A 26,083-nucleotide genomic window follows, 5' to 3' on the forward strand; every position below is an offset into this window, starting at 1 on the left:
TTAAATACCTTCAATCAAGGTCATAAAAGGCATCATCCAGCTTAGGACTAAAATAGCGACACCAAATCCTGCAATACATAAAATAAGTGGTTCTAACCATAAAAGTATACTTTTGATTTGGTTTTTTAAAGACTCTAAAGTAGACTTCGTTAAATGCTCCCAAAGCTGTTCACAACATCCACCGGCTTCACCTAGAATAGTCATATGATATAAGGTGCTTAAAAATAGTTTTTCAGGCTTAAAAGCCAATGCTAGTTCTTTCCCTTGTAGAACACGCTCTTTAACGCGATTAATAGCATACGCTAACTGAGGCCAAGGGGCTGTTGAAGCTGCTAATTCTAATCCGCGCATAATAGGTAAACCAGATTTTAAGGAAATCATTAGTTGATGGACAATAAAATATGTAGCAAATGTGCTCGTTATTTGCTTCATAATAGGTGTATGTTGTAAAAGAAAAAAGAGATATCTCTTATGCATTTTTTTGTAAGCAAAATATACAATCAAAGGCATTATCCAACACATAATTTGAAACACAAGCATGAAATTAAAAACAAAATCTAAGTAACTAGGTGGTGATATTTGTAATGTATTGTATAAATTAGCAAATTGAGGCATGATCATTTTCCAAATCCACAAAAAAACAATTGATGTCATAAAAAATACAAAAAAAGGATAACGCACAAGACGCTGAAACTGTTCACTCAGGATAGCACAATGATGATAAAAAAGTGCACTTTGTTCCAAGCTGATAACATAATCACCTTGCTCTTCTGCAATCTCAAGCCAAGAAACAAGCAATTTAGGCATTTTTTCCTGTTTCCAGATTTCAGCTAATGACTTTCCCTGTTTAAGATTTAAAAGCGTCCTCTGAGCTATAGGATTAGGCAATAAAGCTTCTTCTTGTAGCAACTTAATAGCAGTAAGTAAAGGCAGCCCACTAGCTAATAAATTCGCTAAACATCTACTTAAATGGGCACAATTTTTAAGCTTTAAACGCCCCAAGAGACATCATCACCCTCTCTCGTTCTGTTTTGTCGGTTTGCATACGAATATTTTTCAGCTGCAAAATTTTTTCTAATGATAAAATACCCATTTTTTTTACATGTTGTCTAAACAGGGTCAAAGAAGCTTGTTTTATAATATATTGTTGTAATATTTCGTCAATAGGTAACAATTCAAAGATACCAATACGTCCTTGGTAACCACTTTGTAAACAATGGTGACATTTAATATCACTATTGTGACATTTCACACAATTTTTACGCAACAAACGTTGTGCCACAATACCACGCAAAGCTGCTGACAGCTTATATGGAGCAATCCCCATATCTAACAAACGCGTAACCACACTCACAGCATCTACAGTATGCAAGCTCGTTAAGACTAAATGACCTGTTAAAGCTGCTCGAATAGCTATATCGGCTGTCTCATGATCACGGATTTCACCAATCATAATACTATCAGGATCTTGGCGTAAAATAGCGCGTAAAATAACTGAAAAAGTTAAGCCCGCTTTGGGATTAATTTGCACTTGACTAATACCAGCAATAATTTGTTCAATAGGGTCTTCTAAAGTAATCACATTGCAATTTTTGCGATAAAGATGTTTTAACATCATATAAAGCGTCGTTGTCTTCCCTGTACCTGTAGGACCTGTGACAACTAACAAACCACCTCCACCCATCAACCAATGAGCTAACTGTTGTGCTTGTTCACTGAATAAACCTAATTGACCCCATGACATCCAATGATGGTTAACAGGCAACAAACGCAAAGCAACACGTTCACCATGCGCTGTTGGCAAGGTAGAAATACGCAATGAAACTTTATACCTACGCAAGTTAAGTGAAAAATGACCATCCTGCGGTAAATGGCGCTTACTAATATCCAAATTACCCATTACTTTCAAATGCATAATAACCTTACTCGATTCTTCCTTAAATAATTGAGAACCCCGAAATAAACGACCATTAATACGAAAATGAACACAAAATCCACCAGGCAAAGCTTCAAGATGAATATCACTCGCCTTGCGTTCAAGAGCTTCCAAAAACATGTGTTCTACAAATGATACAACATCCAAAACGCCGGCTCCTTTCAAGGAAGAAAAAAGTTTATATTTATGTTTTCTAGAACTAGTTCATTATTCCTGCTAATATAATATTTTAATTTTGGATTTTATATTTTCATATATTAATATTAATTTTATATATTTAGTTATTTTTATATTTTTTTATACTTTTTATATTATATTTCGTTATCCTTTTATATTATCTTGTTTATCCTTTTATATCATTTTATTAATTTTAAAATAATAGATATTATTAAAAATTTTTTAAGGTTAAGTTGTTTGTACATATTTCATTTTTATATCTATATATATTAAATTAACATATATAGATATAAAAATGAAATATATATAAAAATGGAATATATATAAAAAATAAAAACAAAAAATATGCATACAAAGTAATATTTAAACTTGTAAACATATTTCATAAAAAAATATTTAATTAATCACGCAGATTGATCAGTTTGATTATCATCTTCATTTTTTTTATGCTCATAGTCCTCGTTTATTTTTTGTGATAACTTGCGCTTTTGCCACAAATATCCTACTAATACAGGCAATACAGTTAAAACAACGTATGTTAAATAGGTGAATAATTGATCTATGCTTTGAAAATAATCCTTTACAAATTCCTCTTCTAAAATAATTTTAGCAGCTGCATGCCCTAAAACAGCTGTACCTATATATATGACAATGGGAAAACGATGTAATAGTTTTGATACTAACTGACTACCCCAGACCACAATTGGCACGCTTACTAAAAGGCCAATGATAATAAGTAAATGACTACCTTCAGCTGATGCAGCTATAGCTAATACGTTATCTAAACTCATAACAACATCTGCAATAAAAATTGTTTGAATAGCTTTCCAAAGATCACTTCTACTGCTTTGCTCATTTGATGAATCATTCGATGACGTAATATCCGTCGAGGTCAATAATTTAACAGCAATAAATAATAACAAAACACCACCTATAAATCTCAACCAAGGTAAACTCAGTAATTCCACGGTACCAAATGTTAAAGCAGCGCGGAAAACAATAGCAAAAAATGTCCCTAAGAAAATAACAAAACGTCGTTGTTTAAGCGGTAATCTATTTGCCGCAATAGCAATCACAATAGCGTTATCTCCGGCTAAAACAATATCCATTAAAATGATCTTAAAAACATTTACCCAAGAAAAACCATCCAAAGAAAAATAATTTAAAAGGGAAAAATCCATATATATAACCTATTCCTTTCTTTGAATCAAGTTTTAAAATTACATATCTCAAAAAATAACATAACCAATGCATAACTTAACAAATAAAAAAGCAAAAACAAAAAAATTTCTAAAAAAGAGGAAAATATATAAGTAAAAATATATAAACCAAAATTTAAAAAATATATAAGTATGATAGCTAAATACCTGGCATAAAATGGTCAAAAAAGCACAAGTTCCATAAATATCTATAAAAAGAAATAATTTTTTAAATTAATAAATTTCATTGCTTATTGTATCGTATTACACAAAAACTAATACCATCTACAAAATAACAAAATTTTTTATAAAATTATTTTTTGTTTTTTTGTTTTTTTTGTTTTTTGTTTTTTCTTGTAAGACTTTTTCTTTTTTCAAACTTGTTAAAATATCATTTCCAAGATTGGCCAAAATAACCCGAGAGATAAACTTCATCTTATACGTAAGCGATAACCTATACCACGAACTGTTTCAATACACCCATCCATACCTACATATCGTAATTTTTTACGCATACGTGTAATACACACATTGAGTGTATTTTCATCAATAAATTTTTTGTCATCCCATAATTTAGATAGTAAACTTTCTCTACTTACAATACGGAAAGAATACTGAAACAATATTTCCAATAACATCATTTCTTTTTTACTTAATTCTATTTTCTCTTTATCGACCATCAACAAAAAACGTTCTGGATAAAGAACCATCGAACCATAGAATAACACACGTTCCCTTTGCATAACAGAATATGCTCCATAAACGCGCCGTAAATGACTACGTATTTTAGCTATGACAACCTCATGGTCTAATGGCTCACATAAATAATCATCTGCACCAGCTTCAAGCGCTTGCAGCTGTAATGTTTTGCAATCACCAACACCGATAAATAAAATGGGACAAGCTGAAACATCACGAACTTTTTTACACCAGTATAGTCCATCAAAAAAAGGCAGTTTAGTATTGATCATCAATAAATCAGGACTTATATCACAAAAATGATTCTGGATATTTAAAAAATCATTGGCAATAATAACTGTATAGCCATGTTGCTCGATATTTTTTTTTAACAATGTATTTATGTTGAAATTATCTTGTATGATAAATATCTTGAACAAAATATAATGCTCCCTCCTTAACGATATAAGACAACATATAAATATTTATAATTATATGTTTAGGCATTTTATGTATAATTGCCTCGAACTTGTCCCAAAACCTCTATAAAGAAAGTTTAAGAACCTAATTAAAAGAACTTAAAAGAGATGATAATGGCTATTTTTATGTTTAAACTACATCATTACTAATCGGCTATATTAATATTTCTGGACAAGTCTATCATTTAAATAGCTTAATAATTAGCTTATTATTTTTTTGCTATTTGCGTGTTATTTGTTTAGAATTTATTTGTTTTTTGAATAATTATAAAAAAAATGATCAATTTAAAATATAAGAATTATTGTTTATAATTAAATCAAAATAAAAAATAAATTTTACATAAAAAATAAAAATACTATTGCGAAGCGTTGTAAGCAACCTTAAGAATGTTAAAAGCTAATCAAAAACAATATATTATTAATTTTAATGTTAATTTTAATATAAAATTAACATTACCAAAATTATAACATATTAATAACAAACATACACCTAAACTTGATTTTGAACCCACTACCCTGTAAAATATAATTCATTGATATTTTATAATTTAATTTTTAACTCAAAGAAGCTGCTTTAATTATAAAGTTCAGCTTCTTTTTAATTCCAAAAATTGCTAAACTCCCCTTATTAAGAATGGTAATTTTATTATTTAAAATTTAGTTTTTTAGTTTTTTTAAAAAATGACATTTAAAAACTATAGTATTTATTTTTAGCAAATCTAAATAAAAACCTTTTTAATGGCACATTCGCAAAATAAACTAGACTCAGGGATCCGAATGATATCTTGGCAAATATTTGATAAAAACCAATCATGAAGGAGCGCCATTATATAACAATGAAGAAAAAACCTTCAAACAATAATTCATCTAGTTCGATGAAAAGTCCTCTACTTCGAGGTTGGATTTGCATCTTGCTCGGTCTAACGCTTTCATTTCCTGGTATTCCAGGTCCGGGAATACCTCTAATCATTGCAGGTCTATTCTATTTATCTCAGAAATATAGCTGGCCAAAACCCATTTTATTCTGGATTTTCATGAGATTGGAAAAAGGACACTCATGGTCTAAAAATAAATTATTGAAGTTAAAAACGAAATTCCCAAATTTACATGATAAATTTTGCAAAATGAATAAGAAAGACAAAAAACCTTTCCAAATAAAATTTCCTAAACTATACAAATTTGTAAAATCAGTATCACACAAATTAGAAATAACTCAAATTATGAGACAAGCTAAAAAAGATTATGAAGATCATAAGAAAAAAATAAACTGCAAATAAAAAAGATTACGGTGCTAACCGAAAGAAAAAATACGATCTGCAGATTATTTAATATATTAGGATGTTCTTTGTATATTATAATGTATAAAATAATCCTAAACCATCCCCTATTGGGAGAATAGTTGAAATAAAACGATTATCATTTGCTATTTTAACATTAAAATCATGGAGTGTTTTAGCAAATACAGGTCTTTTATCTTCATCCTTAAAAATAGCTTTATTTAATAAATTATCTATAACGATTACAGATCCTTTGTTAGCTAATTTGTAAGCCAATTCTAAATATAATGGACAACCCTGCTTATCAGCATCGATAAAAAAGAAATCAAATTTTTTGCCTTGAGCTAGAAAATAATAAAGCCATTCCTCAGCTGATCCTACACAGTAAGTGACACCTTCAATACCTGCTTTTTTAAGGTTCTTTTTGGCCATTTCAATACGTTGAACAGAAAGATCTACTGTCCATAAATGACTATCTTTATTTCTAGATAAAGCCCGCGCTAACCAAATAGTACTATATCCACCTAGGGTACCAAGTTCTAACACATTTTTTGGTGAAAGCATTTTAAGTAATATGTATAAAAAATGACCAACTTCCGCCGGAATGGACATAGGCGGTATATCTTTCTGTTTAAGTTCATATAAAACTTCTTTTAATATATCATCTTCTTGTGCAAATAAATTTCTTATATAATCTACATTATGCAGAAATATCCCAACCTTTTAAAAATAACGTTTAAAAAATAATTACGAAAGATACATAAATAGTTTATAAAAGTAGTTTATAACAAAAATCATGTTCGGTCTAATAAAATAACTAACATCACTTAGTATAATTCAGGAAATTTTAAAAATTAAAAAAATAATAACTAAACAGAACCTTAAAAGATAATTATATATAATTTCCAAGGTTCTGTTTAGTTGATTAAACCAAAGATATTAAAACAAAATATGAAGTGGCTCCCAAATAATAGCTAGTAAAAATGTGAAAGATCCTAATAAAATAGCCCACCATCCTGTCGTAACTTGGCGTTTTATCGATAAAACGCCAAGAAAAATTGACAAAGGAGCAAATAGAAAAGGCCATACAAAGAAGGAAAAAATAGCAACCACTATCCCGGCAACACCTAAAGATAAGCCTACATCTTGCCTTTTATCAAAATCATTCCCTTGTTTATTACGGTGTAATACATCTTTTGGTTGTTGTATAGAGGTATACGGAAAGGCAGCCATGTCATCAGCTGCCTCCATATCGCCAAATTCTTCTTGGTCATTAGGAGAATTTTTATTATTTTGATGCCGTTTCTGGGGATGAGTAGCACGCTTACCCTTTTTTTTACTCAATTAACATAGGCTCCTTCCACACAAACTATAAAGCCATAGCTATAGTATGGATACTTATGATAAAAAAATAAGTAGGGATTTAATCAGCATGCTGATTAAAAATTATTTAGTAATCTGTTTACGAAGATATTCAAAATTCTCTTCCAAATATTCCAATCGAGAAAGTACTTTCTCGATTTGTTTGGTTAAGTTTTGCATACTATCATCACCTGGTGCTTGCCTATACCTACGCCCAGAATTCGCCATATTAGGCAAAGTATTTCTGAAAGAATTTGTATTACTTAAATTATTATTACCACGCAAAGATAATTCACTATCTGTAACCTCTAAAGTATCAACTGCAGACGGTGCATTTTTTTGTTTAACTGTTTTTTTATTAGACTCATTAATAAATTTCGTCATTTGATCTTTCAATTGTTGATTCTCTTGCAAAATATCTTCATAACATTTGATAACTTGATCTAAAAATTCATTAACTTCCATTTTATCGTAACCACGGAATGCCTGTTTAAAATCTTTGTTAAAAATATCGATAGGCTTTAAACGAGCTCTTACACCATTCATTTTATTTTACCCCTTCCTCTACAATGGCGCTTCCTACAGTAAATGTGCCTACTACAAAATCCTGTACGCAATCAGAGAACAGGTAGAACAAAAAATATACCCAAATATTTAAATTTTGTTCTTTGTATACCATATAAAAATTTCCGGGCGCTTATTATAAACAAATAATAGGTAAAAAACACATATTAAATGAAATATCGATTTATTTTAAACATTATATAATATAAAAACTATATAACCAAAAAAAGTTATGTGTTCAAAATAGTTATGTGCTCAAAATAGTTATGTGCTCAAAATAGTTATGTGCTCAAAATAGTTATGTGCTCAAAATAGTTATGTGCTCAAAATAACATAAAGACAAAAATTCAAGTACAAAAAGTATGCCTATGCTTGTCCTAAGTTGTAAAATAAGTGTAAAATCGCCCATACAAGTATTTAATTTTTTATTATGATAAAAGAGGTTGATGGGATTGCAAAAAAGCAAACCTGATTATTGGCTTATCTTAATTACGTTATGCCTTTTGGGCTTTGGGCTTATCATGGTCTTTAGCACAAGTTATCATATCGGTTCATCAGGTTTTAATTACAGTTTAATTTATAAACAAACACTCCTGGCTTTAATAGGTATTATCCTTTTTTTCATTTTTGCCAATATACCCTACAAAATCTATAAAAAAAACTTAGGAAATATTTTGATCATCTGTTTTGCTCTACTAATTACCGTCCTAATATTTGGTAAAGAAACTAATGGTGCTAAAAGATGGTTAGAATTAGGTAATGATATTTCTTTCCAACCATCAGAAATGGTAAAGATAGGTTTCATAATTTACATAGCATCTATTATGTCCCAAAAACAAAAGGTAATTACATCTTTTGGGAAAGCTGTTATTGCCCCTCTAAGCGTTATTGCTGTTGCATGCACTTTATTAATTTTACAACCCCATTTTAGTACAGCCCTTATTTTATTAACAACCTGTCTAATCATTATGTTCTGTTCTGGATTAATGTGGAAACATATTATGTGGTTAGGTCTTGGTTTGTTACCAGTCGTGGTCATAATTTTTTTCGCAAAAGAATATCGCCTAAATCGGCTTATAAGTGTATTTGATCCTTTATCAGATCCCTTAGGCCATGGTTATCAAACTTTGCAATCACTGCTAGCTATTAATACTGGTGGACTTACAGGCCTTGGTCTGGGAAAAGGTATTCAAAAATTAGATTATTTACCTGAAGCACATACCGATTTTATTTTTTCCATTATCGTCGAAGAAACAGGTTTGATCGGTGCATCATTTATCCTTATTTTATTCGGTATGTTATTTTTTCGAGGGATCAAAATTGCACTTCAAGCTCAAGATCTATTCGGCATGCTATTAGCTATAGGGTTGATATCCCTATTAACAATAGAAGTAATCTGTAACATAGGTGTAGCAACCGCCTTACTTCCTGTAACGGGTATCCCCTTACCACTCATAAGCTATGGCGGTACAGTGTTAATCGTTAAATTAGTTCAATTGGGTATTTTGCTTAATATTTCAAGATATTGTCAAAAGAAAAACTAATATTAAAATTAATAACTAATAAAACTACTTGTCATAATTCACGCCACAAAAGCTAATCATATACAAAGTGGAAAAAGCCACCGGTGCAAAGGCTTAAATCCTCACGTAAAAAAGCCCACATAAAAAAAGTAAAATAATTAATAAACGTGCCGGGATATCCGGCACGGATTAACAAATTATGATTAAATAGCATAATGAATGTAAAATAATATATAAAATAAATTAAATATTAGAAATAATTAATTTAAACATTTGGCAAAATGATTCTTTATGAATATTATTTAATATTTTATTCATCTTATTTTAATATTTTATTCATCTTATTTTAATATTTTATTCATCTTATTTTAATATTGTGTTAATATTGTGTTAATATTATTTTAATATTGTGTTAATCTTTCATTTTTATAAAAAAGCTTTATAAACAAATTAAAAAATAGCCATTTTAATCATAACTTTTTTATATGTATTTGAAAAGAAAAATTATCTATTAAAAAAATAACACAAAAATCTGATTTAATTAAAATTAATCTCATATCAGCTCTTATCTAAGTAACTGGTTGCTCATTGAACAAATACTTTGATATAATCATGTTTGATGAAGATGAGGAAACAAGGCAATCGCCGGTGATATAGCCGAAAGGCTTCACGGGAGGAAAGTCCGAGCTCCATAGGGTCAGGGTGCCGGTTAACGGCCGGTGGGGGTAACCCTAAGGCTAGTGCCACAGAAATGAGAACCGCCAAACGTCTTTTTTTTGACGAGGTAAGGGTGCAACGGTGCGGTAAGAGCGCACCAGCAACGTGGAGACACGTTGGCTAGGTAAACCCCACTCGGAGCAAGACCGGATAGAGGATCTTCGTGATTAATCACGTAGCTGTGGCCCACAGTGATCCCGGGTTGGGTCGCTTGAGCATAGTAGTAATGCTATGCCTAGACAGATGATTGCCACTTCGCTACGCGGGAGATATATGAGCGTATCGCTTAACCGCATGGAGTACAGAACTCGGCTTAATGTTTCCTTTTCTTTAGTAACCCGCTCGTACCGAAGCCACCCTTTTAAGGTAATTTTTATAGTTACCTATATGCAGGGTGGCTTTAGTTTTTATAGAAATTATTTATAACAATATGATACAATAACAGATGGTTCATAAAATCCATACTATTTTCATCAAGTATGTCCTTAGCGCTAAAAAAGGAGCAAAATATCAAGCGAAAGGGCGTTTTTTATGCAAGAAGCTATTCTTAATTTTTTACAGGAGATCTTGGAAACGCCTTTTATAGAAGAATATTTTTACATTTTTATTTCTTTATTTCTTATCTTAGGGATCGTTGCATTTCCACTACCTGATGAAATTGTTATGATTTTTTTAGGACATATGGTAGCTAACGAAGCACTAAGTTTTGCACCAACCTTAATAAGCGCTATCTTTGGTTCCATTTGTGGTGTAACTATCAGTTATACCTTAGGAAGAAAATTCGGCTATCCTCTTATTCAAAAAATAGGTAGCAAAATTTTCATTACCGAAAAAAAGATTGAGATTACAAGAAAAATGTTTAAAAAACACGGGAATTGGCTTTTACTATTTGGTTACTTCATACCATTCGTAAGACATTTAACAGCATACTTAGCAGGTATATATGCAAAACCTTATAGAATTTTTGCAGCATACGCCTACATAGGAGCCATAATATGGTGTAATACTTTTATCGGTATAGGATATATCTTAAATCCGTATTATAAATTATTAATTGAAATTATACCTAAATACAATTTTTATATACTTATCTTTATAATTATAATAATTCTAACGATATATATTTGGCAAATTTTTAAATGGCCTATACCTTTTAAAAACCAAAAAAAACATAAAAAAAGTAATAAGCAAAGTAATAATTAAGTAATAACAAAAACAATAATAAATAATAAACGGAATTATTCTAATGGAATAATTCCCAAAATACTTTACCTATTTAAAAAAGCATTTTGGGAATTACCGAAATTATCAATAATTAATTAAAAATGTTAAATAGATATAAAAATAGGGATAATCGAAATATAATTCATCAAGATATTAATCATTAAAAATATAATTTATAATTAAAAAATATATCTATATTTTAAAATTAAGATTGTTTATTAAATTATTGTGCTATAAAAAATATTCTAAAGTTCATGTAGCTGAACTACATATAAAAACTAGGCTTAGTAACAATCACTTATTATACTTTGTATGACTGTAATTGCAAAAAAAATAAGGCCATAATTTTTAATTTTTAGGTAATCAAGAATCCGTCTTCTAACTTGCATGATAATAATGATTTAGATCATTTGTAAATATAATTATATTTACAAATGATCTCTAAACAAACCTAAACTTTCGGCTTTTTACCATATTTATAATTTTAAGTGTATTTGTAGATTTAGGATAAATGTTGAATTGACGGGAATAGGCCCTTCGATCTGCTGTTAATAACTTTCTTTTCTTGACACAGAATAAAATCAGTTGAATAGAGACATAGAAAATAATGTGTTGGTATTAATTTAAGCTAGTTGATTAATACCAAATCAAAAATGGTTTATTAAATATAAATGAAATGATTATATCTATAATATTATTTGAATTAGGTATTTATATCTATTAAATCATTAAATAATAAAAAGGTATCGTCTGTATTCCTAACATCTATTTTTAAATGAAGATCTAAGCTAGCTTGCATACTAAGCTCTTCACCTGGGCATAAATTGAAGTTTATAATCCGAATCTTGTGTCCTTGTTTATTTGTCGTATACCATAAATCGCGATAATATTTAACTTCATTGTTTATTAATTTATATAAATATAACAAATTAAACAAAGAACGATCTTCATCAATATAAGCTAAAGGTTGTGTAAAACTAAATTCACTATATTTAACTTCATCTGATTGAAAATCATCTGTGGCGATATTGGATTGTTGCAAATCTTTTGTTTTTAATATCTCAGCTAGATATATCAAAAATTGTATGTTATATAAATTAAATTCATCATAAGTTGCTTTTTCATTAAAAATAACTGGTCTTAAATCATTATTTATACTTTCATCAATCTCCTGCTTTATATATCTATGTAAGGATGTTAAAAATCCTGAATAAAGCTCAGAGGAATCCGAACGAGTAAAAGAAAGTAGAGCAATCCAATAATAATCATCATCTAAAGTAATATCAGGGTTTATGAGTAATGGCAAAAGTCCTTTTACCATATCACATAATCTATAGTTATCACTCATAAGTGATATTAAATCATCTAAAGATTGAAAATCTTCATCTTTAAGGGCGCCTAATGTAGGTTGTGACAATATAAATGAAAGTTTGGAACGCATTTGATAAATCGAATAATTGTGATCTTTAAATATATTAGTAGATAAGTTGTGCAAGAAGTGATCTAAAGGATTAACAGCTTGAAAATCATGCAATTGAAAGGATTTTACAATTTGTTGTGCCAAAAATTGTAACTTATGTTCAGCTAATTCAAAAGTAAAATTATTATATATTTTGCTTTGATATTTATGATAAATATCAACAAAAATAGCAGCATATAAATTATATATTCTCTTATCTTCATTGTTAATATTTTTTAAAGAATTAATAAAACTGGTTAAATTAATATTATTATGTACATCAGTTGTTAAACTGTCTGATGCTAATCCCCTAGCTAAAATAGTAAGAAAATCAGTAAAAGTAACTCCAAATTTATCATAATTAAAAAAATCAGATTTCACCGAAAATGTATTCTCATCCAAAGTATTATTTATCCAAATTCTCATTAAAGTCAGCGTATGCTGTAGATTGATAATTTCTTTATCTTCTGGACCTAGCTTTAAAATTAACTTAATCTTATCAGCAAATTCCTTTGAAATAAAATAAGAAGGTGTTACTAAATTATCTGTTTTAATGATACCTCCCTCATCTCTTACAACTTCATTCGATACAGCAGAAGAAAAATCAATACAAGAAGTATACATCATCAACAAGAAAGATAACTTATATAATTGCTGATATCTTCGAATAAACATTTTATAATGCACCTCTATATATTTTTTTAAAATATAAAACAAAATATAACAAAAATAATATATCCAGCTAAGCTAAATAATTAATAAAGCTGGTCCGAAAATCTATATAAAGAGAGCTTAAGAACATAATCTAATGAACTAAAAGATATTATAATAACAATTTTTGCGTTTAAATTACATCATTAATAATCAGATATATTAATATTTCCGGTCAAGTCTACAATATAAACTGCAAAAATATATTTAAAGTTTAGGCACAAGTCCACTATTAATTTAATTCGAATAAAAAGATATTTAAACAAAACTCTAAATAAACCCCGATGGTTTTAATACCACCGAGGTTTATAAATAATAATTATATCTTTAATTATTATTTATTTGCAAATTTTTAGTATATTTTAAATGATTACATAATAATTATTGAAAATATAAAATAATGAATATAATTTTTTTATTATCCATCCTTTCTACGGTTAGATTTAAATTTTAAAAATGAAAGATCTTTTTTTAATTTAGTTACGAGTTCTTTCATATTTTTTGCATCCTTCTTACTTTTCGTGATTTTTTCATCTAATTCTATTTTTGGAAAAACTGGAATATTTTCATTATCCCTATCAAGAGCTAATAGTATAAAACTATTCTCTAATAAAGTTTTTTGAATTGAATTTGAACTTTCATGTAAAACTTGTTTATATTCTATATTATTCTTATCAATTTCACGTTTACTGCGTGCTTCATGAAATGATTTAAAGAAATCTGCCATAAAATCATCTTCATAATTAATATAAATCAAAGAAAATAAAAGATGTTCTCTAAAAGAATATTTATTCGTATCACTTTTCATTTCCTTACTTAACAAAAATGGTAAAACACCTTTAGCTAATTTAGACAATCTAATAGTTGAATTTAGTAATTCTTCATTCTTTTCTTTAGAAGAAAAATCAACATCAGAAATACCGCCGAAATATTCGCCTTCTAATGAATTATTATTTTTAAAATCCGATCCATTCAAACTTAAATTACTTATCAATTTTTTAAAAAAACTATCATATGTATCTGAACTAAATGAACGATGGTCAATTGCACTAAATAGACCTATAGCCAATTTAGATGAAATATCTTTTGAAATAATAGAAAACTGCGATTTCCAATTATAATATGGTTTAAAAACTTGAATCAATAGATTTTTATATAATTCATATTTATCTATCGATAAATCTTTCTTTGAAAAAATCAATTCATGATCACTGTATGTATCAATATTTTGTATCTCTTTAAGTTGTTTAGCTATATCAATTAGAAAATTCTTAAATTCCATGGGATCAAAATTGATATCATATAAATTAGATTCTTTTTCTAATATGTCTTTAATATGAAATTCTAAACTCTCACCAAAAAATGCTAGATCAACTATAGAACTTTGACCAGATAGATCTTTAGTTATTAAAAGAGAATTTAAAACTTTAAGCAAATTACTATCAAAAATAATTTTAAATTCTTCATGTTTAACTTCATCTATTTCCTCTATATCTGATTTTGATTCTTCGACATCTGGTTTTACTCCCGGGAAATCATCCCCTGATTCTACTTGTCCTACACTTGCTGGTTCCGACACAACGGATGATGAACTAGAATCATTAGCAAAAATACTAGATGAAAATAAAGATGCAGATGTAAGCGCAATAAAAGAAATTCTGCTTAATTTAGCAAATTTACTGATATTCATGTAAAAAAAATCACCTCTATAAGTAAAATTTTTAAATCTATTAAAATAGTATAAGAAGTATAAGTTTATATATAATATATAAAATGTTTATACCAAAATACTACCTTATGTACACATACATATTCAAGTATAAAAAAACAAATAATAACATTTTATAAAGAAATACGAAAGATAAATTCACTTCAATACAATATTTGTATTTTATAAAGAAAATAAAATATCATCAAATAGTATATAATTTAATATATTTAAAATTTTAATTGTAATTAATTGGATTAAACACCATAAAAAATATTAATAGGTCTATAAAAATAAATCTAAACTATACTTGGAACTTGTCCAGAAATATTAAATAGCCGATTAGTCATAATTCGAAAATTGCCGTTATTATAAGCTTTTAGTGATTTCGGTCAGTTCCCGGAACTACCTTTTCCATGTGTTTTTGGACAAGCTCTTGCTAAAAAAACATAACTTTGGATTTATAAAAATGAACTTACAAAGGTGATTATAATATAAAAATATTATTTTTTTATACAAAAGAGAATTTATATATTTGTATTATTATGATAAATTTAATTATATTTATGAATAGCCAAAAAACAAAACTAGACTTTTTGGATTTTTTTACCATATGTATCCTTTGTAACTGTATTTGCAGATTTAGGCTACCTATTTCAATGGATAACAATAGGTCTTTAGCCCCTATCTTAATTCTTTTTTGGCAAATGATAAAATATGAAATTAATATATAAATCATATCCTATATTAGACCAGCTTCTTCTTTCACCTGATATTTAATTAATACCTTTAGAAGATTACCTGTATATATACAATAAATCGCTAAAAAAAACTGTAAAATTAAGTATCGATCTAAAGCTTCGCTTAATCTAACTCGATATCCCTGCAAAGCAAGATTAACTTTAGCTGTTTTAAAATATGTTTCAATTACCCACCTATTTGCATAATAATTTAGAATTTATTCATTATTTAGCTCCATATCTACGCAAATAAAAGCTTTTGCTTTAGATATATCTTGACCTTCCTTAAAAGAAACAAGGAGAACGGCATTGACGATAAAATTAAGCTTCCCTTCATATTTATAAATATGATACTTTTATTTTTTTAATGGTAAAAACTTCTGCATCTTTGTTTTTTTATATACTGCGAAAATTTTTTAATTGATTTTTTAATGCATAAAAGATAAATAATAATATCTGTTTTTAATACACAAGTAAAATTAAATCCTTGTTTTAAGATTATTTAGATTATCCCTTTTGGGGTATACCAAGAATATGTTAAAAATATGCTTTTGTATCTATAATTTGACCAAATGATATTTATTTGTCAATCTAAAATGAATAAATATTCCTTGTCATCCTGTTGTGTTTGTTGTAACGCTTACATTTTACAAAGGGGATAGGGGAATGTCTATTTTCATGTGCAAAATCTGAAAATATAATATATTATCTTGTTTTTATTTATAATTTACATTTTTTGTTTTTTGAATGTACAGCATAAAAACTCCGATATAATTTTAATCGGGTTAGACAAATTGATTAAACTGGTAAGTAGACTTTAGTATAGGAAATTAATAATAAAAATTTTTATTGGGATAATTTATAAAAAAATGTTTATATCTTTAGATCAAAAATATAATATAGCAAAAAACAACAATAATACTGAATAATATTATTGTTGTTTTTTGCTATATTATATTGGTTAGGAAAAAATAAAATAATTATTCTAAAAATCAAAATAGATATGTAAATAGAGGGTATGCTAAAACAAAATCTTTATGTTAAAAAAATTTATATCTAGAGTTTGGGTCAATAGAAGAACTTTTTTAAAAATAGTAGAAAAAGTTAACAAATTGACTTTAAAAACCCCAAAAAAAGATGTTAAAGAAACAAAAATAAACGCTTAAAATAAAGTACTTTTTACATATTTTTTATCGATCGTACTTACTTATTGAACAAAATTTTTATATTAATCGCAATAACGATAAAAAAGTATAATATATAGCTAAAAAAACATATTATTAAATAAAATACTATCTATATGGAAAATAATTATATAGCTTAACATATGATATATTTATTATCGATGGCAAAGAATCATCCTTTCAACGTACCAAAAAAAGATATAAAAATACGTATCTGATTGCAAAAAGCACACGTAAAAAATTTGGCTTATAATTAACCAAAAGGAAAATTATAATATTATATACAAATAAAAATTAAGATAATTAATATATCTATTAATTAAGGGTGATAGATATAATTTAAAATCATATTAATATTAAAATATAATGTTAAAAATAGTTTCTAAAAGTAAATCAAAAAGCAATTTAAAATTAAAAAATACTTTCAAATAAATTAAATCTAATAATAAATATTATCTATTTCTAAAAACATTTATATATCTATTCAAACATAAAGAAAGTAATGATGAAAATACAATAACAGCTAGAGAAAGTGAAAGTGATTGCCAATAACCCATCTCAATACTAAGGGATTTTTTAGGGTATGTTTTATTTTCTAAATTTTCCATTGATGCCTGATCATATAAAAGATATTGGTTATTACCACGAAGATTGTTATTTAGCATTCCTGTATTGTTAACAAGATCAACACCATTAGTAGTTGATGAATTTGCTCGATAATATGGATTAGAAAAACCTATAAAAAACCCCGAGGAAAAAATATAAATAAATGGTAATATATATATTAAAATCAATCTATATTTTTTATTCATAATTAAAAATAACTCCCATCATTATTAATAATTAAATTAATATGATTTTTTATGGATGATTATCAATTATGCAACATAAATCAACTAAAAAAGTTTCTAGAACAATATTTATATTAATTAATATCAAATGTTATTAACATCTAAACCAATTTACCACAAATATCTATTAGAAACAAGTCTTTTTTATTTTTGGATAAAAATAAAATAAATACATACAATCCGAAAAATAAATCAAATGATAATATATAAAAACATTTTATAAAACACTATATTCATTAAATAAATAAAAAAAGACTGAATCGCACTATTACTTGGAAATAATAGTGAAACCCAATCTTTATTAAATTTTATCCTTTTAATGCTAATAAAATACTTTCACCTTTATCGCCTTTATCGCCTTTATCGCCTTTATAACCTTTATAACCTTTATCTCCTTTATCACCTTTATAACCTTTATCACCTTTATCACCTTTATCGCCTTTATCGCCTTTATCGCCTTTATCGCCTTTATCGCCTTTTTCACCTTTATCGCCTTTTTCACCTTGTGCTCCCTGAGGGCCAGGTTCACCACGTCTACCAGGTGCTCCAGGTGCTCCAGGTGCTCCATTTAATCCAGGTACTCCGGGCAAACCACGCTTTCCTATATCACCTTGTGCTCCTCTAAGACCTACTAATCCCCTGTCACCTCTAGGGCCAGGTGATCCAACTTCCCCTCTAGGACCTACAAAACCCCTATCCCCTTTAGGACCAGGCATTCCAGCTTCTCCTTGGTCTCCTTTAGGACCAGGCATTCCAGCTTCCCCTTGGTCTCCTTTAGGGCCAGGCATTCCAGCTTCCCCTTGGTCTCCCTTAGGGCCAGGCATTCCAGCTTCCCCTTGGTCTCCTTTAAGACCAGGCATTCCAGCTTCTCCTTGGTCTCCTTTAAGACCAGGCATTCCAGCTTCCCCTTGGTCTCCTTTAGGACCAGGTATTCCAGCTTCCCCTTGGTCTCCTTTAGGACCAGGCATTCCAGCTTCCCCTTGGTCTCCTTTAGGACCAGGTATTCCAGCTTCCCCTTGGTCTCCTTTAGGACCAGGTATTCCAGCTTCCCCTTGGTCTCCTTTAGGGCCAGGTATTCCAGCTTCCCCTTGGTCTCCTTTAGGACCAGGTATTCCAGCTTCCCCTTGGTCTCCTTTAGGGCCAGGTATTCCAGCTTCCCCTTGGTCTCCTTTAGAGCCAGGTATTCCAGCTTCCCCTTGGTCTCCCTTAGGGCCAGGCATTCCAGCTTCCCCTTGGTCTCCTTTAAGACCAGGCATTCCAGCTTCTCCTTGGTCTCCTTTAAGACCAGGCATTCCAGCTTCCCCTTGGTCTCCTTTAGGGCCAGGTATTCCAGCTTCCCCTTGGTCTCCCTTAGGGCCAGGCATTCCAGCTTCCCCTTGGTCTCCCTTAGGGCCAGGCATTCCAGCTTCCCCTTGGTCTCCTTTAGGACCAGGTATTCCAGCTTCCCCTTGGTCTCCTTTAGGACCAGGCATTCCAGCTTCCCCTTGGTCTCCCTTAGGACCAGGCATTCCAGCTTCCCCTTGGTCTCCCTTAGGACCAGGCATTCCAGCTTCCCCTTGGTCTCCTTTAGGGCCAGGCATTCCAGCTTCCCCTTGGTCTCCTTTAGGGCCAGGCATTCCAGCTTCCCCTTGGTCTCCTTTAGGGCCAGGTAATCCAGCTTCCCCTTGCCTACCTTGCGGACCAGATTCTCCCGGGTCTCCTTTTTCTCCTTTAGAGCCAGATAACCCAGGTTCCCCTTGCTTACCTGGTGGTCCGGGTAATCCAGCTTCCCCTTGCCTACCTTGCGGACCAGGTTCTCCCGGGTCTCCTTTTTCTCCTTTAGGGCCAGATAACCCAGGTTCCCCTTGCTTACCTGGTGGTCCGGGTAATCCAGCTTCCCCTTGCCTACCTTGCGGACCAGGTTCTCCTGGATATCCTTGTGGACCAGGTATACCAATATCACCTTTTTTACCCGGTCTACCCGGAATTCCAGGCGGACCTTCTCTTCCAGGTGGACCCATTGGCCCTGCTGGCCCAGGCGGACCTACTGGTCCTGAAAAAATATTTTTAAAATTAGTATCTTGTGCTAAAGTCATGAATACCTCAAAAATTTTATGATCCAATCCAATATGAGACTCAGAAAATATAGTTTCTATTTTTTTCCGAATATCAATCATCCAATTTTCACCATATTTTTCCGCTGAAACTAAATGAAAATTCCCACATAACATAAATACTGAAAAACTGCAAGAAATAAATATTTTTTTATATTTATTCATAAAAAAATCCAATCCCCTTTATTTATATAAAATAATTTATATAAATTATTATTTTTGCGAAAATAATCAAATCTAAAATAAATAAGAAAATAAAATATATCTAAGGGTAATGATAAATCAAAAAAATAATTAACTTAATTTTCTTTTAATTTATAGCAAAATATTATTTTAGATTAATCAAAACATATGTAATTTAAACAAGATAAATTTATATAAATAGTATTTTTATAAAAATATATCTGGAATATAAAAAGATTGTAGTTGCTAAAATAGCAAATCGAGCAACCACAATTTAAATAATGTATTCTTAAAATTTATTTTTTATATAATAATCTGAATTTACTAGAAATTATTGCCGATAATAGCGAAACCGTAAAGGTTGATAATCCAAATACTAAATAATTCATATACCCACTAGATGTATCAGCTGATTCAGATAAAGATGTTGATATTTTTACATTTCTATCTGTAGTCATGTTAGAACCAGAATCATTATTTAAACCGCTCATCTGATTAACAGCAAAATCCTTGTCATCCTTAACAGAAGTTTCAAAGATGGACAAATTACCAGTCTCAAGCTTTTTAGCTGCTTCTTCACAAGCATATTGAACATTCTTCGACTTTTGATCCGGTGAGGAAAGTATCTTACAACCCAACTTAATACGCGAATCATTGCCGGACGAAATTGTAAATCTTACCTTCACACCATCTACTACCGTATCCCAGACCTTATTTAAAAAACCCCTTTTAAGATGATCATTAAATATCAGCGGCAAATTTTTTTTATCCCCTAAACCATTATCATTATTTATGACTTGTTCACCTTTATCTCCTTTCAGGCCTTGTTCACCTTTATCTCCTTTCAGGCCTTGTTCACCTTTATCTCCTTTCAGGCCTTGTTCACCTTTATCTCCTTTCAGGCCTTGTTCACCTTTATCTCCTTTCAGGCCTTGTTCACCTTTATCTCCTTTCAGGCCTTGTTCACCTTTATCTCCTTTCAGGCCTTGTTCACCTTTATCTCCTTTCAGGCCTTGTTCACCTTTATCTCCTTCCGGGCCTTGTTCACCTTTATCTCCTTTCAGGCCTTGTTCACCTTTATCTCCTTTCAGGCCTTGTTCACCTTTATCTCCTTTCAGGCCTTGTTCACCTTTATCCCCCTTGGGTCCTGGTTCACCCATAGGGCCAATTTGTCCGGGTTGTCCAGCTAATCCTGGTAATCCCGGAGGTCCTTTTAATTGATGTCTAGCATCATCGTCACTTACTAAGGCAGTAAACATATCAGCAAACTTTTGTGCCTCATCCGTAACAGAGGAAGCTATATCACTCAGCTTCTTCTTAGTTTCCGCAGAAGCAATAAAAAGGTTATTATCCTCAGCCAAGACTGGTGGGAATCCTCCAAAACAAGAAGTAGCCATAGCTAAAGTAACGACTACTAAGGTCTTTTTATATTTATACATAGAAACTAATCTCCTTTATTCAACAAATTAATTAATTCCATAAAATTAAAATATTCCGAAAAATAATGTTTTAGAACTAAACTAGCAATACATAAAAAATTAAGCACATAATTAACCCTATGGATAATGTCTCCCCCAACTATATTATGTAAATAATTTAAAATATCCGCATAAAAATAATCAGATTATTACATATATATAAAAAAATCAAAAAAAATCGGTTTTTTAATTATAACGTCTATGTTTAATTAAGTCTATATTTTTTGGTAAAATTACATCATAAAAGCAGATTTAACAATAATCGCCTATAACAAATTTTATAAATAAAGTCATAATTAAAAAATAGATAAAATAATTAAATAAATATTAAATAAATTTTTATTGAACAAATATCCACATACTTAGCCATACATATTATCACGAATAAAAAAATAAGATATAATTTTAAAATCCAAAATTATATCTTTAAAAGAATAAATCATATATATGATAAAATGCAAAACAATATAAATGTTAAGATAAATCAAAAAGGCAAATTATAATATTGAAGAAAATAGATTTTAAACATATATTTAAGCTAAAAAACAGACATATATATCTGTTGATTATTTAGAGATATTTTCAATTTGCTCGAATTAGATTTATGCTATACAATTATTAAAAATAGCTTTTATCAATACTAAATTTTTTTATAAAACATATAAAAAAATACGGCTACTATAAAGTAACCGTATTAAATAAGTTCTAACTAAGCTTGGTCAGATAAACTACGACGACGCTTGATGAATAAACCTGCTCCTGCTGCACAAGCTGCTGCTGCCATAGCTGCAATCGCCCATTGAACATGTCCAGCATCTGTTTTAGAAGATAGATCATTAGAAACAGACTTAGAAGGAGTTGGTAGACTTCCTCCACCCATACCTGATGGTAAGCTGCCACCACCAATTGAACTAGATGATACTGGTTGCATTGGTTTGTTGTTTAAAGAACCGCCACCCATAGGATTTGATGTACCCGCAGCTGCACTAGAAGCAGAACAAGCATTAGAAGTAGCTGTTTGACATTGAACATTAGCACCTGATTTTGACATAGTTACAGTAACTGTTTCACCATTTGCTAATTGTGAAGTAACAGTAACATTACCCTTTATATCTTCTTTAGCTGAACCAACCAAAGAATTAACGCCATTAGCATCTATGGATTTTTGATTTTTCATGAAATCTTCTATCATCTTTTTAACTTCTGCATTTTTATCTGTTGTTGCTGTTGTTGCTGTTGTTGCTTGTGTTGTTGTTTTTTTATTCTTAACCTCTTCTAAACTCTTGTTCCGTTCGTCGTATCTCTTTTGTGCTGTAGCTGTCTGTTTTTTCGCCTCGGTAAGAGCCTCTTCCAAAGGACGTAAATCAGTCTCTAATGAGCTAACTTGTCCGAGGTCTGCTGTTGTTACCTGTGTTTTTGCATCAGAAACAATTTTTTTTGCAGCATCCAACTCTCGCTTTTTTTCGTCATACTTCTTCTGAGCTGCTTTTTCTGCTGTCTTCTTAGACTCTAAGTTATCCTCTGCAGCATCGCGCACATTTTGTTGACTAGTCAAACCAAAAGAATATAGAGCATCATCAGCAGACGTATTAGCGAATACAGAAGTTAAAGCGCCTCCTACTAAAGACATAGAAACAGCCAAAGCAACTACTAATTTTTTAGAATTATTCATTATGATTGATCCCCTTTAGGTTTATGTTTGTTTTTTAAAAAAATTATGTTCCATCTAGAAAAATATAAAACTATAAATTAAGATAACCCCACTAAAATTACCATCGTTAAGTAGTGAATACCCGAGAATACATGTTCTTATAAATTATATGCAGTCAAGGAGAATATCCAGATTAATTAAAGAAAAATAAAATTTCTTAATTATATAATAAATTACTTAACATGTATAGGAAATGGAATAAAATATACTTTAGTCCAGAAAGCCTATATATCACATATAAATAATATAATCAAAGTCATCCGAAATAGTATAAAAAGGAACATGTATTCAAGAGTTCAAAATATATTAAATCTGGATAGTTCAGCTAGATAAGAATACTTTATATTAGTACCAGATCCAACATCTCCCCGTCCTGATATAATAAATACTACATCAAAAGTAGTATTCATGGCAATACATTTTTTAAAAAAATTTTGAAATAGAATACTTGATTAATGATATATTCCAAAATAAATACGCCACAGCAGACTAATAATTATATCTAAAAATTTGACTTTCTTAAAAATGTTCACAAAACAACTTTCGACAAAAATATGCTTTGTGAAGCCAATCTGCTCGCTCCATGATTCTATCATAATTTACGAAAAATGCAAATGCTAGATATAATGTCCACACGATATGATATTTTATGACCCTTTGATTTCCATAATTTATAGTATGTAACATATTATTTTAAATAGTTTGTGATTTTCAATAAAAGTTATAAGCAGGCATCTGCTTATAACTTTTTCATTTCTTTTTTCTGTTTTTGTCATTTCTTTTTTCGTTTCTTTAATGTTCCTTTGTCAAGCTCAATGTATTGTTTAGTTCTTTGTTTACTTAGCAAAAAGGTAATTTATATAGCCATTTCTTGAAGAAAGCCTGTGCCATTTGTTTGGCTTTTAAACTATCTATTTTCTGCTGTATAAAATGATCTGTTAATGTTTGTTCTGCTATAGCTAAGAAATCACACCCCCTTGCTATATCATAACGATATTGCTCATAATATTGTTTAATCATCGCTATAACTTTATCTAAACTACCAAGTTGTTTAGATAAATCAAATAGCATTGCGGCAGGACGCAGATAAACCATGATAGCATAATTATCTGGAGGATATTTATAAACAGCTTCGGTAACACCTAAACCTGTCTTTTTATAGATATCATCTGCTTTATCTGAAACATAGGACAAAAAATCAAGGCCATTTTTATGTTCTTTTTGATACATGTACAAAAATTCGGCAAAAGTTGTTAAACCTTCATCCACCCAAGGTTCATTAACTTGGTCATTACCAACAATACCGTAGAACCACTGATGTGCCATTTCATGTGCTACGACATTTATCGCTGGTTCTGCTTTGGCATTTTTGTTTTCTTGAAGTGCAAAGATAGAAGTGATCAATCCCGGATACTCCATACCTGCCACACCCGCACCTGTTTCACCTATTACCACATCTATTTCTTCATATGGATATTGACCAAATTTTTGACTATAAAATTGCATACTGTTGATTGCAGCTTTGTGTAAAATACTAGCAAAATCATTGTGATAGTCTTCTGTAGGCTTATACCACAGGTTCACACGTACATTATCAATAGTTTTTTGTAACATCCGATGTGTAGGCGTCAGAAATACAGCAAAATCGCGCACGCCCTTTTGGACAATTGTTGTATTTTTGGTCGTCTGAGGATTATTACCAGTACTAACAATCTGATAACCATCAGGAACATTTAAGGTCACATAAAAATCCGCTAACCTTGTATAGAAAGGATCACCAATATCCGTATAAGGATCAAAATGCCAACCCTTGTTATCACGAACAGCTAACATAGGATACCATTGCGCTAAAAAAGCTTCTTTGTCATTTTGTGTTAACCGCATACCCTTTTCCGGTATCTGTAAATGATAATCCATATTAACTGTCAACTTATCAGTTTTAGTAATTTGCGTTAAATCAATTTGCAACAAAGTATCATTAAGCACCCGATAAGGTACAGCAACACCATTAGCTAAAACATTAGTTACATCAATAAATCCCGGTTTCGTAGGCGTATTCTCTTTATCATATTTCCACGATCGAAAAGCATTAGGATACAAGTGAAAATATATATAATTATCCTGCGTTTCTGCCTGTTCTTTCATTAATATCAAAGTCATGTTACCATCAACAGCCGACTTATCAGGTAAATAATTTGCCTTAATATCATAAACAGGTAACTGTTGCGGATATTGCGCTATGCTTTGTGAAGGGAATGCAAAAAAACATAAAGTGAGACTTAAGCAATAACAAATAAAGCCGTAGTTATGGAAAGCAACAAATCTAGACCAAATTTTTGTTGCCATTATCTTCATAAAAAATGTCTCCCTCTGTCACAAATAGGGCTTAAATCAACAAATATCTTTAAATAAAACGTCCATAATAGTATCCCCACTAAATTGATCAACATGTTTTAATTGTATAGAATAAATTTAAATACTATAAAATATCGTTTTTAAATATAAAAGATGTTATAATACATCTTCAAGAGTCAATCGGATACAAAAAATATGAACCAAAAAAGGATGATCATCTATAATATAAATAATTTAAGTTATCTTAATTTGCTAAATAATAAAAATATACATATTATAATTATTATTAAATGCATTTGTTTTATAAAAAAAGTATTTGTTTGAATAATAATAAAAATTATTATATGGTTAATTTTAAATTTAAAAAATAATATAATAAAATATTTGTCTAAACAAACATTAAAATAAGGTCTTTAATAACTCAAACTTTAAAACAACATATCTTGTGAGAAATAATAAGTTAAACTTTATTTA

Annotated in this window: 19 protein-coding genes and 1 other RNA gene; 3 read left to right on the top strand and 17 right to left on the bottom strand. The window is 29.9% G+C overall.

Features of this window, described 5'->3' with window-relative positions; translation table 11 throughout:
- The 8 genes from VS182_RS00440 to VS182_RS00475 form a co-directional block, all read right to left on the bottom strand.
- A complete protein-coding gene (locus VS182_RS00440; RefSeq protein ID WP_479484597.1) occupies positions 1-1,002 on the bottom strand; it encodes a type II secretion system F family protein in 1,002 nt (333 codons plus the stop codon).
- On the bottom strand, positions 983-2,083 hold the full coding sequence (locus VS182_RS00445) for a GspE/PulE family protein (protein ID WP_479484598.1): 1,101 nt from the start codon (positions 2,081-2,083) through the stop codon (positions 983-985). The genes VS182_RS00440 and VS182_RS00445 overlap by 20 nt, the downstream gene beginning before the upstream one ends.
- 434 nt (positions 2,084-2,517) lie before the next feature.
- A complete protein-coding gene (locus VS182_RS00450) occupies positions 2,518-3,294 on the bottom strand; it encodes a TerC family protein (RefSeq protein WP_479484599.1) in 777 nt (258 codons plus the stop codon).
- Positions 3,295-3,743: 449 nt separating this feature from the next.
- The gene (locus VS182_RS00455; protein ID WP_479484600.1) at positions 3,744-4,430 is read right to left on the bottom strand and encodes a response regulator transcription factor; all 687 of its coding nucleotides are present in this window, start codon (positions 4,428-4,430) and stop codon (positions 3,744-3,746) included.
- An 865-nt stretch (positions 4,431-5,295) separates the two neighbouring features.
- Entirely contained in the window at positions 5,296-5,439 is a 144-nt protein-coding gene (locus tag VS182_RS00460; RefSeq protein ID WP_479484601.1) for a hypothetical protein, read from the bottom strand.
- A 382-nt stretch (positions 5,440-5,821) separates the two neighbouring features.
- Positions 5,822-6,460 carry an O-methyltransferase gene (locus VS182_RS00465; protein WP_479485179.1) on the bottom strand — a complete coding sequence of 213 codons (639 nt, stop codon included), beginning with the start codon at positions 6,458-6,460 and terminating at the stop codon, positions 5,822-5,824.
- Positions 6,461-6,685: 225 nt separating this feature from the next.
- Positions 6,686-7,090 carry a hypothetical protein gene (locus VS182_RS00470; protein WP_479488722.1) on the bottom strand — a complete coding sequence of 135 codons (405 nt, stop codon included), beginning with the start codon at positions 7,088-7,090 and terminating at the stop codon, positions 6,686-6,688.
- A 102-nt stretch (positions 7,091-7,192) separates the two neighbouring features.
- A complete protein-coding gene (locus tag VS182_RS00475) occupies positions 7,193-7,654 on the bottom strand; it encodes a DivIVA domain-containing protein (RefSeq protein ID WP_479484603.1) in 462 nt (153 codons plus the stop codon).
- Positions 7,655-8,193: 539 nt separating this feature from the next.
- On the opposite strand from VS182_RS00475, the gene VS182_RS00480 reads away from it, so the two are divergent.
- The 3 genes from VS182_RS00480 to VS182_RS00490 all read left to right on the top strand — a co-directional run bounded on the left by VS182_RS00480 (position 8,194) and on the right by VS182_RS00490 (position 11,115).
- Positions 8,194-9,216, top strand: a complete 1,023-nt coding sequence (locus VS182_RS00480; protein WP_479492597.1) for an FtsW/RodA/SpoVE family cell cycle protein — start codon at positions 8,194-8,196, stop codon at positions 9,214-9,216.
- Between the two features lie 605 nt (positions 9,217-9,821).
- Positions 9,822-10,243: RNase P RNA component class A (gene rnpB, locus VS182_RS00485), an RNA gene on the top strand.
- 200 nt (positions 10,244-10,443) lie between these two features.
- Positions 10,444-11,115, top strand: coding sequence for a DedA family protein (locus VS182_RS00490; RefSeq protein ID WP_479484605.1), 672 nt, complete (start codon positions 10,444-10,446; stop codon positions 11,113-11,115).
- 724 nt (positions 11,116-11,839) lie between these two features.
- Here VS182_RS00490 and VS182_RS00495 read toward each other — a convergent pair.
- The 9 genes from VS182_RS00495 to VS182_RS00535 form a co-directional block, all read right to left on the bottom strand.
- Positions 11,840-13,270, bottom strand: a complete 1,431-nt coding sequence (locus VS182_RS00495; RefSeq protein WP_479492598.1) for a hypothetical protein — start codon at positions 13,268-13,270, stop codon at positions 11,840-11,842.
- A 454-nt stretch (positions 13,271-13,724) separates the two neighbouring features.
- Entirely contained in the window at positions 13,725-14,996 is a 1,272-nt protein-coding gene (locus VS182_RS00500) for a hypothetical protein (protein WP_479488724.1), read from the bottom strand.
- A 760-nt stretch (positions 14,997-15,756) separates the two neighbouring features.
- Complete coding sequence (locus VS182_RS00505) at positions 15,757-15,903, bottom strand: hypothetical protein (RefSeq protein ID WP_479488725.1); 147 nt, start codon at positions 15,901-15,903, stop codon at positions 15,757-15,759.
- Between the two features lie 1,487 nt (positions 15,904-17,390).
- Positions 17,391-17,750 (bottom strand): hypothetical protein, encoded by a 360-nt coding sequence (locus VS182_RS00510; RefSeq protein WP_479484608.1) that lies wholly within the window; start codon positions 17,748-17,750, stop codon positions 17,391-17,393.
- Between the two features lie 347 nt (positions 17,751-18,097).
- Positions 18,098-18,541, bottom strand: a complete 444-nt coding sequence (locus tag VS182_RS00515; protein WP_479492599.1) for a hypothetical protein — start codon at positions 18,539-18,541, stop codon at positions 18,098-18,100.
- Positions 18,472-19,731: a hypothetical protein gene (locus VS182_RS00520; protein WP_479492600.1), complete on the bottom strand. Its 1,260-nt coding sequence runs from the start codon at positions 19,729-19,731 to the stop codon at positions 18,472-18,474. Before VS182_RS00520 ends, VS182_RS00515 begins: the two co-directional genes overlap by 70 nt.
- Positions 19,732-20,361: 630 nt before the next feature.
- Positions 20,362-21,504 (bottom strand): collagen-like triple helix repeat-containing protein, encoded by a 1,143-nt coding sequence (locus VS182_RS00525; RefSeq protein ID WP_479492601.1) that lies wholly within the window; start codon positions 21,502-21,504, stop codon positions 20,362-20,364.
- Between the two features lie 748 nt (positions 21,505-22,252).
- Entirely contained in the window at positions 22,253-23,215 is a 963-nt protein-coding gene (locus VS182_RS00530; protein WP_479492602.1) for a hypothetical protein, read from the bottom strand.
- A gap of 879 nt (positions 23,216-24,094) precedes the next feature.
- On the bottom strand, positions 24,095-25,609 hold the full coding sequence (locus VS182_RS00535; RefSeq protein ID WP_479492603.1) for a M1 family metallopeptidase: 1,515 nt from the start codon (positions 25,607-25,609) through the stop codon (positions 24,095-24,097).
- Positions 25,610-26,083 lie beyond the last annotated feature (474 nt).

The sequence above is a fragment of the Pasteuria ramosa genome, assembly GCF_056496785.1.

Bases quoted from the DNA above. Each gene is read 5' to 3' on its own strand.
- VS182_RS00515 (WP_479492599.1), bottom strand. From the start codon at position 18,541: ATGCCTGGTCCTAAAGGAGACCAAGGAGAAGCTGGAATGCCTGGTCCT.
- VS182_RS00495 (WP_479492598.1), bottom strand. From the start codon at position 13,270: ATGTTTATTCGAAGATATCAGCAATTATATAAGTTATCTTTCTTGTTG.
- VS182_RS00460 (WP_479484601.1), bottom strand. From the start codon at position 5,439: ATGATTAGAGGTATTCCCGGACCTGGAATACCAGGAAATGAAAGCGTT.
- VS182_RS00500 (WP_479488724.1), bottom strand. From the start codon at position 14,996: ATGAATATCAGTAAATTTGCTAAATTAAGCAGAATTTCTTTTATTGCG.
- VS182_RS00480 (WP_479492597.1), top strand. From the start codon at position 8,194: ATGGTCTTTAGCACAAGTTATCATATCGGTTCATCAGGTTTTAATTAC.
- VS182_RS00490 (WP_479484605.1), top strand. From the start codon at position 10,444: ATGCAAGAAGCTATTCTTAATTTTTTACAGGAGATCTTGGAAACGCCT.
- VS182_RS00450 (WP_479484599.1), bottom strand. From the start codon at position 3,294: ATGGATTTTTCCCTTTTAAATTATTTTTCTTTGGATGGTTTTTCTTGG.
- VS182_RS00510 (WP_479484608.1), bottom strand. From the start codon at position 17,750: ATGAATAAAAAATATAGATTGATTTTAATATATATATTACCATTTATT.
- VS182_RS00535 (WP_479492603.1), bottom strand. From the start codon at position 25,609: ATGAAGATAATGGCAACAAAAATTTGGTCTAGATTTGTTGCTTTCCAT.
- VS182_RS00530 (WP_479492602.1), bottom strand. From the start codon at position 23,215: ATGAATAATTCTAAAAAATTAGTAGTTGCTTTGGCTGTTTCTATGTCT.
- VS182_RS00525 (WP_479492601.1), bottom strand. From the start codon at position 21,504: ATGTATAAATATAAAAAGACCTTAGTAGTCGTTACTTTAGCTATGGCT.
- VS182_RS00475 (WP_479484603.1), bottom strand. From the start codon at position 7,654: ATGAATGGTGTAAGAGCTCGTTTAAAGCCTATCGATATTTTTAACAAA.